Annotated in this window: 14 protein-coding genes; 10 read left to right on the plus strand and 4 right to left on the minus strand. The window is 49.9% G+C overall.

Features of this window, described 5'->3' with window-relative positions; all coding sequences use genetic code 11:
- Positions 1 to 167 precede the first annotated feature (167 nt).
- From Q0294_RS15405 to Q0294_RS15435, 7 genes are all read left to right on the plus strand, one after another.
- Positions 168 to 488 carry a metalloregulator ArsR/SmtB family transcription factor gene (locus Q0294_RS15405; protein WP_299467217.1) on the plus strand — a complete coding sequence of 107 codons (321 nt, stop codon included), beginning with the start codon at positions 168 to 170 and terminating at the stop codon, positions 486 to 488.
- Between the two features lie 133 nt (positions 489 to 621).
- Positions 622 to 1,836, plus strand: a complete 1,215-nt coding sequence (gene arsB / locus Q0294_RS15410) for an ACR3 family arsenite efflux transporter (protein WP_299467219.1) — start codon at positions 622 to 624, stop codon at positions 1,834 to 1,836.
- Between the two features lie 49 nt (positions 1,837 to 1,885).
- The gene (locus Q0294_RS15415; RefSeq protein WP_299467221.1) at positions 1,886 to 2,305 is read left to right on the plus strand and encodes an arsenate reductase ArsC; all 420 of its coding nucleotides are present in this window, start codon (positions 1,886 to 1,888) and stop codon (positions 2,303 to 2,305) included.
- A gap of 26 nt (positions 2,306 to 2,331) precedes the next feature.
- Positions 2,332 to 2,838 (plus strand): ArsI/CadI family heavy metal resistance metalloenzyme, encoded by a 507-nt coding sequence (locus tag Q0294_RS15420; protein WP_299467223.1) that lies wholly within the window; start codon positions 2,332 to 2,334, stop codon positions 2,836 to 2,838.
- A gap of 146 nt (positions 2,839 to 2,984) precedes the next feature.
- Positions 2,985 to 3,473: a MarR family transcriptional regulator gene (locus Q0294_RS15425; RefSeq protein ID WP_299467225.1), complete on the plus strand. Its 489-nt coding sequence runs from the start codon at positions 2,985 to 2,987 to the stop codon at positions 3,471 to 3,473.
- Positions 3,474 to 3,547: 74 nt separating this feature from the next.
- Positions 3,548 to 4,246, plus strand: coding sequence for a pirin family protein (locus tag Q0294_RS15430; RefSeq protein ID WP_299467227.1), 699 nt, complete (start codon positions 3,548 to 3,550; stop codon positions 4,244 to 4,246).
- 56 nt (positions 4,247 to 4,302) lie between these two features.
- Positions 4,303 to 4,743: a DoxX family protein gene (locus Q0294_RS15435; protein WP_299467229.1), complete on the plus strand. Its 441-nt coding sequence runs from the start codon at positions 4,303 to 4,305 to the stop codon at positions 4,741 to 4,743.
- A 20-nt stretch (positions 4,744 to 4,763) separates the two neighbouring features.
- Here Q0294_RS15435 and Q0294_RS15440 read toward each other — a convergent pair whose 3' ends face one another.
- From Q0294_RS15440 to Q0294_RS15455, 4 genes are all read right to left on the minus strand, one after another.
- Positions 4,764 to 5,516, minus strand: a complete 753-nt coding sequence (locus Q0294_RS15440) for a LamG domain-containing protein (protein ID WP_299467231.1) — start codon at positions 5,514 to 5,516, stop codon at positions 4,764 to 4,766.
- Positions 5,517 to 5,763: 247 nt separating this feature from the next.
- Entirely contained in the window at positions 5,764 to 6,525 is a 762-nt protein-coding gene (locus Q0294_RS15445; RefSeq protein WP_299467233.1) for a nucleotidyltransferase domain-containing protein, read from the minus strand.
- The gene (locus Q0294_RS15450) at positions 6,522 to 7,472 is read right to left on the minus strand and encodes a nucleotidyltransferase domain-containing protein (protein WP_299467235.1); all 951 of its coding nucleotides are present in this window, start codon (positions 7,470 to 7,472) and stop codon (positions 6,522 to 6,524) included. Before Q0294_RS15450 ends, Q0294_RS15445 begins: the two co-directional genes overlap by 4 nt.
- Before the next feature lie 128 nt (positions 7,473 to 7,600).
- Positions 7,601 to 7,948, minus strand: coding sequence for an SEC-C metal-binding domain-containing protein (locus Q0294_RS15455; protein WP_299467244.1), 348 nt, complete (start codon positions 7,946 to 7,948; stop codon positions 7,601 to 7,603).
- Positions 7,949 to 8,612: 664 nt separating this feature from the next.
- On the opposite strand from Q0294_RS15455, the gene Q0294_RS15460 reads away from it, so the two are divergent.
- The 3 genes from Q0294_RS15460 to Q0294_RS15470 all read left to right on the plus strand — a co-directional run.
- Positions 8,613 to 9,626 (plus strand): PcfJ domain-containing protein, encoded by a 1,014-nt coding sequence (locus tag Q0294_RS15460; protein ID WP_299467237.1) that lies wholly within the window; start codon positions 8,613 to 8,615, stop codon positions 9,624 to 9,626.
- Between the two features lie 36 nt (positions 9,627 to 9,662).
- The gene (locus Q0294_RS15465) at positions 9,663 to 10,406 is read left to right on the plus strand and encodes an ATP-grasp domain-containing protein (RefSeq protein ID WP_299467239.1); all 744 of its coding nucleotides are present in this window, start codon (positions 9,663 to 9,665) and stop codon (positions 10,404 to 10,406) included.
- Between the two features lie 260 nt (positions 10,407 to 10,666).
- The coding region (locus Q0294_RS15470) for an inverse autotransporter beta domain-containing protein (RefSeq protein ID WP_299467241.1) at positions 10,667 to 11,028 on the plus strand (362 nt) is incomplete at its 3' end.

The raw sequence follows: 11,028 nt of genomic DNA on the forward strand, positions 1-11,028 counted from the left end.
GTGTGTTATGTGGAAATGGTTTGTAGGGAATATTCGTCAGATTAGAATTGGAAACCTGTTTCAGGCAGATATTCTTGCCGATCAATCCCGCTGGTCGTAATACGGAACTTTCTGGGACTTCGCTCCTTGACAGCATGGTTATTGATTGGTAATATGGCAATATGACCATGAAAGAAAAAACACGCAAACAATATGAAGCCCGTGCGAAGATTGCCAAAGCGATGGCACATCCGAGTCGGCTGCTGATGCTGGATCTGCTTCAGAAGCAGGAGATGTGTGTCGGCGATTTGACCGATCAGGTTGGTGCCGATCAGTCGACCGTCTCAAAGCATCTTGCCATTTTGAAAGAGGTCGGACTGGTTGACGTCCGTAAGGAAGGGGCGCTCAGTTATTATCGAGTCACCTGCGGTTGCCTCGACGGGTTCTTTTCCTGCATGGAGACTGTGCTACTGTCAGATCTGAAAGGGCGGCAGAACTCACTCAAATAAATATTTTATTTATAATATGGTTGTATGGCAATTTCGCCATTTGATGTCGGTTGATTGAGGCTGTTAAAATTTGCGGTTCTGCCGCAGTGTGATTGAGATTGATTCGGTCGTCACCTTTGAGGGAATATGAAAAATGACTACAGGCAAGGGGAGTTCTGCTGCTGCAAAGCAGGGAATCAGTTTCTTTGAACGCTACCTCACGGTCTGGGTGGCCTTGTGTATTGTCGCCGGAATTGTTCTGGGGAAAGTAGCCCCGGGATTTGCCCAGGCACTCGACGGCATGGCAATTTACGTTAACGATGCGCCTGTTATATCGATTCCGATTGCCGTCTGCCTGTTTTTCATGATGTATCCGATCATGGTAAAAATCGACTTTGGCGAAGTTCTCAAAGCAGGCAAAGCGGTGCGTCCGGTAGGAATAACACTCATCATCAACTGGGCGATCAAACCGTTCACGATGTATGCGATTGCCAGCTTCTTTCTGGGGACACTGTTTCTGACATTCATCGGCCCGGACGCTGTAGATTATGTCAAAATGCCGTTCGGCATGAATCTCGACGTGGGCGTTGAGTACGGGTCGGGAAAAGTCGTGCTCGTTGAAGGTGTCAAAATGCTCGAAGTTCCGCTGTGGCGAAGTTATCTGGCGGGCTGTATTCTGCTGGGAATTGCACCTTGCACCGCGATGGTGCTGGTCTGGGGTTTTCTCGCGAAAGGCAACGACGGACACACGCTGGTGATGGTTGCGATTAACTCGTTGACCATGCTGGTGCTTTACGGCGTGCTGGGAGGTTTCCTGCTTGGCGTCGGAAAACTGCCGGTTCCCTGGCAGGCACTCCTGCTTTCGATTGGCGTTTACGTGGCTCTGCCTCTGGTGGCGGGATACCTGTCGCGCAAGTGGCTGATCGCCAGCAAAGGGGAAACGTGGTTTCGAGAAAAATTTCTGCACGTTTTAACGCCCGTCACAATCACGGCACTGCTGGCCACGCTGGTGCTGCTGTTTTCATTCAAAGGGGAGACGATTCTCAATAATCCATTAACAATTCTCTGGATCGCCATACCTTTGTTGATTCAGACATTAGTGATCTTTGCATTAGGATATATACTTTCGAAGGCGATGGGATTGACGTATGAGAATGCTGCTCCGACGGCGATGATCGGTGCTTCTAATCACTTTGAAGTCGCCATCGCGACTGCAACCATGCTTTACGGATTGTCCTCGGGCGCAGCGCTTGCCACTGTCGTGGGCGTGCTGATCGAAGTCCCGCTGATGTTGCTGCTGGTGAAGTTCTGCCTTAAGACTCAGAACTGGTTTCCACATGATTCACCTTCCGAATCTGCTGGAAAATAAAACAGAGACAATCAGTGATGAAACTTTATAATCAAAGGAAAACTTGAAAATGAAACGGGTGTTAATTTTATGTACCGGAAATTCCTGCCGCTCTCAGATGGCTGAGGAATTGTGGGAAGTGCTCGGCGACGGTGAATGGCAGGCAGAGTCGGCTGGCTCAAAACCTTCGGGTTACGTGCATCCGCTGGCGATCGAAGCGATGCGCGAGCTGGACGTGGATCTCTCTGCCAATACAAGTAAGTCACTCAATCTATTTACCGATCAGGACTTTGATCTGGTTGTGACGGTCTGCGATAACGCGAAAGAATCGTGTCCGGTCTTTTCCGGTGCCACACTCACACTGCACTGGCCCTTTGATGATCCGGCTGATGCGACCGGCACTGATGAAGAAAAAATGAAAATGTTCCGCCGCGTGCGCGATGAAATTAAATCAAAAATTCAAACGTTTTTAGCCGATGAATCGGCTTAATATAAGATGAAAGTGATGAGCAGACAATGAATCAGGAATCCGCGAATCAGAAATCCGCTGTTGAGTTTCCGGGCAACTTTCGCCTGCATGTAGCTTTGACCGTTTCCAATCTGGAACAGTCAAAACAGTTTTATGAAATCCTGTTGGGTGTACCGCCGAGCAAGGAACGGCCGCGCTATGCCAAATTTGAACCCGTTGATCCTTCTGTCAATCTCTCGTTGAATGAAGTGGACGGCGACGTGGCCGTCGAAGGCGGGTCTGCTCACTTTGGGATCCAGGTTAAATCAGTGGGCGAGGTTCACGCTGCTCTCGAACGTTTCAAGGCGGCTGATATCAAGACCATCACCGAGGAAGCGACCACCTGTTGCTACGCCGTGCAGGACAAGGTCTGGGCGGTGGACCCGGATGGACACAAATGGGAAGTTTTTGTGGTTCTCGAAGCCGACGCGAAGGACGAACTCTACGCCCAGTCAGGTTGCTGTGGCCCGGAAATGGTGACGCCGAAAACCTGTGACGGCACGAAAGCCATATAGGTAACACAATTGATACCAATGGGTTAGGAGTTTTTCAGATCAAGCGGTGTCTACGCCCAAATAAAGTAATAAAAAATTCCAGAAAATATATTGACATGACGATAGTTTATATATAATGTAATAAAGACGAAAGGGGAAACAGGGTCGTGGTAATCAATCAGCTTCAACGGGAATTAAAGAAGAGACAGGCATTTCAGTCACCCGAAGTCGAAGCGGTCTTGAATGTCTTGAGAACCGGCGATCAGTTTCGGAACCGTCTGGGCAGGTTGTTTCGGGAGTACGGTTTAACGTCTTCTCAATACAATGTGTTACGGATTCTACGTGGCGAAGGGAAACCCATGCCCAGTCTGGAGATTGCAGACCGCATGGTGCAGGTGGTGCCTGCGATCACCGGTCTGATCGATCGGCTGGAGAAACAGGAACTCGTCACAAGAGAACGTTGCCATAAAGATCGCCGCGTGGTGTATGTGGCATTGACGGAAAAGGGACTCAAGCTGCTCAAGGAAATTGACCCGCCGGGATTAGCGCTCCACGAACAGCTGATCGGTCAATTGACACGGAAGGAACTCAAGGAATTGAATCGACTGCTGGTGAAGGCACGTCAATCATTGCGGGCGACAGAAATCGCCGGTTGATTTTTTTTATTCAAATAGTTGATATGTAAACTAATATGATGTTTGAATCAAAATTTGAAACAGGGAGACAAAGCATGTTACAGGTTAGAAAAGCAAAGGAACGAGGCCACGCGAATCACGGCTGGCTTGACACCTATCATACATTCTCATTTTCCACCTATCAGGACTCGGACCACATGAGTTTTCGCTCATTGAGGGTGATGAATGAAGACCGTGTCGAAGCCGGCCAAGGTTTTGGAACTCACCCGCATCGTGACATGGAGATTATCACGTATGTGCTGGAAGGGGCTCTGGAACATAAAGACTCGATGGGCAACGGAGAAGTACTCTACCCTGGTGAATTTCAGCGGATGTCCGCAGGTACGGGCATCACACACAGTGAATTCAATCCATCTGATACGGAACCCGTTCATCTCTACCAGATCTGGCTGTTTCCCGAACGGAAAGGGATTGAGCCAGGTTACGAACAGAAACGGTTTCCTGTCGGTGAGCAACAGAATCAGTTGCGCCTGGTGGTGTCTCCGACGGCTTTGAATGGATCGTTGATGATTCATCAGGACGCGTCGATCTACCTCGCGCAACTCGATACTCAGGCGCAGGTGATTCACGAAATAGAGACCGGCCGCCATGCGTGGCTGCAGTTTTTGCGCGGCTCCGTGTTACTCAACGGAGTGTCTTTGTCGACCAGCGACGGTGTGGCTGTCAGTGAAGAGAAACAACTTACCATTCAGGCAACGGACGACGCCGAGATCATGCTGTTTGATCTGGCGTGAAATAACATTTTCATTTTTGAAACCACTCACATTTTTAATCACAGGGAGCGATATTGATGACAAATACGACTGTTCAAGGGCTGGTTACTGTATTCGGACGGATTATGATAGCCACCATTTTTCTGATGAGCGCCGTCGGAAACAAGATTCCAAACTTCAACAATATCGCCGGATATATGGCTTCAGAAGGGGTGCCGCTACCAAAACTGATGCTGGCGGGCGCGATTGTGTTTCTGATTGTCGGCAGTCTTTCCATCATCGTTGGTTTCAAAGCGCGGATCGGTGCCGGCCTGCTGCTGGTGTTCCTGGTACTGGCAACCTATTACTTCCACGATTTCTGGACGATCGAGGATGCACAGGCGAAGCAGGGGCAGATGATTCACTTCATGAAGAACCTGGCACTCATGGGAACGATGCTGTTTCTGATTGCGAATGGATCGGGCAGAATGAGTCTAGATGGCGTATTGTCTGCTAAGCCGCAACTCAATACTGTGTGAGCAGGGAATACCATACTTACTTAGTCATCCTGCACGGTGACCCACTTCACGCTGTGAAGGGTCCCGTGCAGTTTGTTTTTTGATGCATCCAGCAGTTGCGATTTATCTGGTGTGGCAACGTTGAATAAGACAATTGTGTCATCGTCTGTGCCGGGGGTTTTCTCCGGTATAAATTCTTTGTCGTAGCGGGCGACTTTGGAAATGCGAAACAAGCGCATGACGCCTTTACCATTTAATTCCGCTGGTTTAGTCTGAGTCTCTTTCCATTTTTCCTGAGCACCGATGAAGAATTGTCGGTTTGGGTCGAAGGGACCGGGCTTCGGAGCCGCTGCCCGATGGATCTGCTTACCGTTAAGGTAGATGGATTGTTCTTTTCCGTCGAACACCAGCGCCACATGGTCCCACCCTTCAATGGAATTTGGGTCTGCGGCGACCGCGTAGTTTGTTCCGTTCTCGCTCTCCCAGCCGGTCGAGTGTCCGTTGGCACGGATCGAAATCCAGAGGCTGTTTTCGGGATCGCCCTGTTTCCCCTGACAGCAGATCCTCCCGTTCCAGTCTTTGACCCAGGCTTCCACTGTGAACGCGCCCCAGTCGTCAAATTTGAGATGAGGGAGAGTGACATAGCTGTCCTTGCCGTCAAACTGTAATCCATACTGCTCACCGGCTTGACCGGTTTTGTCGGGTTCAGCGGCAGCTAGATCTGCCAACGGCACCGCTTCGCAAATCAGCGAGCAGGCAACAGCAAAGATAAATATATGGTGAAAAATATTCATGATCTCAATCCTGATGAAACACATCTTCAAAAAACATGTTGACAGGAAGATGTCTGGAAACAGGAGTTCATCATACGACAGAATGTCTGCCTGGCAAGAATACTCATTGAAAATTCACAATTGCGTGCATTATGCAGTAAACCTTTTTGAGCCCAGAGCCGGGCACTTCCTTGGCCTTTCTGTAACGCACTGCGTTGCTCAGATGGAGAGGGGATGCCGTCGGTGAGCAATCAGAAAATTCCAAATGTTATGCTTTCCGGTTGGCCAGACGAATTCGTACCAGCAGCTCATTCAACGCCTCAGTGGCCCGAGGCTTCTCTGGCAGACTCGATGTCTCCATCGCCTGTTCCAGTTCTACCACAAGTCGCTGATATTCACGTCCGTGAAATTCCATGTCGGCGGCATCCAGCGTTGATTGCTCTGCTCCGTGCAGCTTGCGCTCTATCAACTCGGGAATGTACGACAACCCAGCCGATTCGTTTAACGTGATCAAGTTTGGTTCGACTTCGCCAGTCCGCATCAGATGCAGACCCGTCAACAGAACCCGATAGACATAGAGCAGCGGTTTGACCCGCGGCGGATCTTCTTTCTGGAACAGTTTCCACTGCGTCGCCGCAAAACCCAGATAATGGTATGCGTGATATTTCGTTACACAGTCCGCAGCCAGTGCCTTCAACTCTGCATATTCGGGGGTCGAGTAGACAACCAGCGGCGAGAGCAGCTGCTCCAGCACGTAGCCGTTCTTCTTGAGCATTAACTGAAAGAACTTGCCGATATCATGTGTGACGAGATCAATCTCGAGTCCGTCGACAATCCGCGAACGCTCGACAGTTTCCTGTCCTTCTTTCAAACCGATCACGGTTTCCAGGGGTAACAGATGCACGCCTCGCAGATCGTAATCGGAATCAGGAGAAGGGAAACCGTAAAGATGCGAGCCGCTGATGGTAGCGAACAGCAGCGGATACGGATGTTGTTCGATTTGGCTTTGCAGGCGGGGATCAATGTTCATGGCAGTTCTTTCAGCGTTGCCAGTTGGCGTGCTTTGATTAAATACGCGTTGGCTTTTTCATAATCGGGTCGGTCCGGCAGTCTGGTTTCTGCCAGCGCCTGTTCAAACTCTTTATGCAGACTTTTTCGCCATTTCTCAGTTTCGTCCCAGGGGATTTCACCCCGTTTAATCGCCAGCAGTTGCTCACGATATTCGCCGACATCAACAACGACAAAGCCTTCACTCAAGACTTTGATCCCCGAGATCAAAAGCCGAATCAGGTGCATCACATGTTTCCATTTGACCTTTCCCTGATTCTTGATATCAGTCTGCATCTTCTTGAACTGCGACATCACGTAGCCGTTATAAGTCTGGTACACAATCCGCGTCAGAAAGATCTCCCGCATGTCCAGCAGCTCCTGGCCTAGGGGAGTCACCTTTTCGATCAGGGGAGTATAGAGACATTCCAGTACGTTCGGGTTTGCCTTCAACGCCAGCACCAGGAACTTCTGAAGTTCCCAGTAGGTTTCCTGTGTCTCATGACAATCCAGTTGCTCCGGCACGCCATACAGCGACCACTGCAATTCAGCGGGGGGCAGATAAACGCCACGATAGTCGGTGTCGGATTGATCGTCCTCCAGACCAAAGGCCCGGGAGCCGATAATGCATTTGAAAATCACGCGTTCGAATAGATCGCTGCGATGGGCGTTGATTTCACTGTTGCCGATCTCGCCCTCTTTGAAACCGGCTAACAACGTCAGTTCATCCGCCTTCAGCGCTTCTTCGACACCATCCGGAAATTTCACTCGATACGAATGATCCAGATCGCGCGGCGACCGTACAATGACTCCCACCGCACCGCGGGGATGCAGCGTGCGACCATTGGGGCCGATGATCTCTTTCACCGTCACGATTTGGGACCCCTCAGAATAGATCAGGTTTGAATGGTGGTGGACTCGTTGATTCATGGTATTCGTTTCTCAATTTTCAGTCAGTATCAGCGATTGAGTCTGGTCCCCGTAGAGCCGAACGGATGAGATGTCCGTGGATATTTAACAAATTGATCGTGGGAACTGCCCATCGGTCCGGACTCTCTTTAATAAAAGTGAAGGGGATGTTTCTGGTTCAGCAGCGTCAGGAAACACAGAACATCTGCGTTGATTCTGACAGAAAACTGCTGTTCTGAGAACTCAATGCCTGAAAAATGAACACACAGACTCAGAACGTCGCTGATGTGCTGCTTATTCTCTGAAAAAAGTGATCGCGGTTGACGCCGTCGAAAGCAGCCTTGCTGGAGGCAACACTTTTTAAATCGCCTGCCGGAACCGCAGGGGTACAAATCATTGCGGCCCAGCTTTTCTTCCAGCAGCTTGTCGCCATGCACGATCCGCGTACCCCGCTTGACCTGGTTTTCGGACGGAAAACCTTTGCGGCGTTTGCTCATCGTTTCAAAAAAACGGTCTTTCGTCAAATTCGTAGAATTTCATCAGACACCTCCCGTGGGGCAGAGAATAGAGTGGTTTGCGAAAGTAGACACGACAGAAGGAAGAAGGTTCGGTGATTAGAATAAAGTAGTGATTGAGAAAATATGGAATTCAGAATAGGTATCGGAATGTTTTCTTGAGTAATGCCGAACCAGTGTCAGGGCTCTGTGTCGAAAGCGTTAGTTCTACAGCAGCACTCATATCGTGATGCGGCTGTCGTTGTCAATAAGACACGGTTTCCGTGTTCTGGTTCCGCCTCATGTCTGTCAGGCACGTCAAGCTACTGGTCAATGTTATGCGAAGAAATACGGGTTCAATCTGATCATTGTGGAGTCACGCATCACTGGTGCGCGCTGCGCGAATGATGTTACTTCCGGGGCGATGTATATACATCGCCGATCTGCCCGTTCCCTTAATTTCTTGTACCAATACCATGACCTCTCAACAACAGAAATATCACGCCCGACGGAGGGTAGACGCGCTCAGTCACTAAAGAAACAGAGTAAACAGTTCTGGCAGTTGATCCATGTGATCCGTTCCAGGTCCCGTTTGCTTGCGCCTGTCTCGGGAACCGGTTTTCTTAACCCATCAGATGCAGAGCGAGTCATACAGGCTGGCGTGCGAATGACACGCCGCAGACATGCCTGGCAAAGGTCTCCCGAAACCTGGGCTGTTCCTGACGCCAGTCCGTTTGTGCAAATGCGTTCGCTGGTGCAGCATCTGTTTGACAAGTACCCCGTACCGAATTTCATGGCGCCTGTCTGGTGGGGCGAGCACAACGCGCAGTGGGGAATGAAACTGTATTTGCATCTGGCAGCCGGAAAGAGTATTCGACGATTTCCTGTTTTGCCTCATTTTCAGATCACAAAACGGATGGCTGCATTTTTCATGCAGGCACCTGATGATCTGCGTCCATTAGAAACGTACCGCTGGTCACAGGTTCTATCTCTGGGCGGCGACGAACGACTGGCCCGCATTCTGATCAGGAAAACCTGTTTGTGGGCTCCGAACGGAGCAGAAGCGTTCTGGGCGTCTGTGATTCGTTTTCTGATTCAGAATGCACCTCTTTCCACAGACGAAATTGTAGATATTGTTCAGTTTATCCATCAACAGCGATTTGAACCAGCAGAAACAGTTTGGGGCAGGGGGGCAGGGGATAATCCGGTTCAGCCTGATTTCTCATTACGCGGACGTTCTTTAATGTCGCTCAGGCGTCACATGGGAAACTGGCGTTCCGAACTGATTGAAAAGGGGATGATGCCACCACCAGATGTGGATCCTCTGGATTTCCCCTGGGAACGAAGTAAAATCGATGCTTTTCATTTTGAGCAGGACGGAATCGCGTGGAGTATTGAGGAATTACTCACACCGCGGCAACTGTATAACGAAGGGCGAATCATGAACCATTGCGTTTCAGATTATGTCTCAGTCTGTGCCCGCCGCAAAACTTCGATCTGGTCACTGAAAGTTCAGACAGGAAAACGCAGGCGACGTCAATTGACGATCGAAGTGCTGCCAAAGTCGAAAATCATCCAGCAGGCCAGTGGTAAGCATAACTGCGAACCCGGCGAGACCGTTCGGGAGATCCTCAATCGCTGGGCGGATCGGGAAGGATTAACATTCAGCGAGTCAGTATAAAACAATGATGAAGTTTAACAATCAGGCAAACTCAACATGACAACACTGTTACTCTCGGCACGGCCGAGCGAAGACAATCAGACACTTTGGCGGGCAGCGATCAAATCTGGCTGGCATGTGGAGCGTGTGCGCGGATTAGATGTGCCAGTTGATTTGGATCTTAAGGCGGGGATCGCCTTGTATGTGGAAGCGATCTACGCTCCGATCATCGCAGAAAAACTGCAATTGACCTTACTGGAACCGGCATCGGACTGGCTCGTTCACTTACCTGAGAAGTATCGCCTGCGGAATATTCAGTTAAATACGTTTGGAACAGCGCGGTTGTGTGAAAAACCAACTTTCATCAAACCTCCGAATGATAAATCGTTTCAAGCGAAGGTTTATGCCAGCGGACGGGATCTTCCGGCTGACTTCGAAGACACGATGCCTGTTCTTCTGGCGGAACCTGTGAAATTTGAAGTTGAGTATCGATGTTTCGTGATGGATCGAACAGTCCAGGCGATGTCGCCTTACCTGCGCAATGGGCGACTGTCGAAACTGGACAACTATCAGGCTCCTGAGAGTGAAGTGCGAGATGCTCGGCGATTTGCCGAACAACTCCTGTCCAATCCGGATGTTTCATTGCCGGAGGCTGTCGTTCTGGATGTCGGATTGATCAAAGATTGTGGTTGGGCTGTCGTTGAAGCCAATGCCGCCTGGGGCTCCGGGATTTACGGTTGTGATCCGGTCAAAGTTCTGGGAGTCATGCAACGCGCTGTGAAGCCTGCCACTCTTGGATAACATTGTTACAGCGCCTGTCAACTAAAGTATCCAATCATAGGAACGTGGTTTACTGTCGCAAAACACGTTTCACGCGCTGCCGTATATATTGTGCAGTTTAACTAACCGATACTGGAACATCTTTGATTTGTATCGATGTCTAGTTGTAGACCAGGAGTCCATGCAGGAAAAACCTCCTAAAAGTCGAGATAGTTGTTGAGGGCCTGTATGTAAATCAAACCATTATATTTGAAACGAGATAATAAACAAAAGAGATTTTCATGTTCGCCCGATCTCAGTCTGCGCTGAACTGCTTGACGTGCATCGCACTGTTTTTACTGATGCCTTCGACTTTACCCGCCCAGGATCCGGAATGGCTGGAAGAGGACGATTACCTGTATCGTGCCTACTTCGACTTGACAGGGATAGGTGGCGGTCAGAACGAAACGGGGCAGGGGTTACTGTTTATTCCGCTGGCGCAAGATGAAGAAAGTCTGTTCTTTGCCGATTTACGGGGCAACATCTTCGATAACTCTGCGGCGGAAGGCAATTTTGGTCTGGCCTACCGCCATATGGTCAACGATCAGTGGATCGCCGGTGGATATGGCTTCTACGATGTCCGCCGCAGTGAATACGACAATAC

This window comes from uncultured Gimesia sp. (assembly GCF_937919775.1).
In the GTDB taxonomy this organism is placed as follows: domain Bacteria; phylum Planctomycetota; class Planctomycetia; order Planctomycetales; family Planctomycetaceae; genus Gimesia.

Coding starts and splice junctions, on each gene's coding strand:
- Q0294_RS15405 (WP_299467217.1), top strand. CDS start 168: ATGAAAGAAAAAACACGCAAACAATATGAAGCCCGTGCGAAGATTGCC.
- arsB (WP_299467219.1), top strand. CDS start 622: ATGACTACAGGCAAGGGGAGTTCTGCTGCTGCAAAGCAGGGAATCAGT.
- Q0294_RS15415 (WP_299467221.1), top strand. CDS start 1,886: ATGAAACGGGTGTTAATTTTATGTACCGGAAATTCCTGCCGCTCTCAG.
- Q0294_RS15420 (WP_299467223.1), top strand. CDS start 2,332: ATGAATCAGGAATCCGCGAATCAGAAATCCGCTGTTGAGTTTCCGGGC.
- Q0294_RS15430 (WP_299467227.1), top strand. CDS start 3,548: ATGTTACAGGTTAGAAAAGCAAAGGAACGAGGCCACGCGAATCACGGC.
- Q0294_RS15435 (WP_299467229.1), top strand. CDS start 4,303: ATGACAAATACGACTGTTCAAGGGCTGGTTACTGTATTCGGACGGATT.
- Q0294_RS15440 (WP_299467231.1), bottom strand. CDS start 5,516: ATGAATATTTTTCACCATATATTTATCTTTGCTGTTGCCTGCTCGCTG.
- Q0294_RS15445 (WP_299467233.1), bottom strand. CDS start 6,525: ATGAACATTGATCCCCGCCTGCAAAGCCAAATCGAACAACATCCGTAT.
- Q0294_RS15450 (WP_299467235.1), bottom strand. CDS start 7,472: ATGAATCAACGAGTCCACCACCATTCAAACCTGATCTATTCTGAGGGG.
- Q0294_RS15455 (WP_299467244.1), bottom strand. CDS start 7,948: ATGAGCAAACGCCGCAAAGGTTTTCCGTCCGAAAACCAGGTCAAGCGG.
- Q0294_RS15460 (WP_299467237.1), top strand. CDS start 8,613: ATGACACGCCGCAGACATGCCTGGCAAAGGTCTCCCGAAACCTGGGCT.
- Q0294_RS15465 (WP_299467239.1), top strand. CDS start 9,663: ATGACAACACTGTTACTCTCGGCACGGCCGAGCGAAGACAATCAGACA.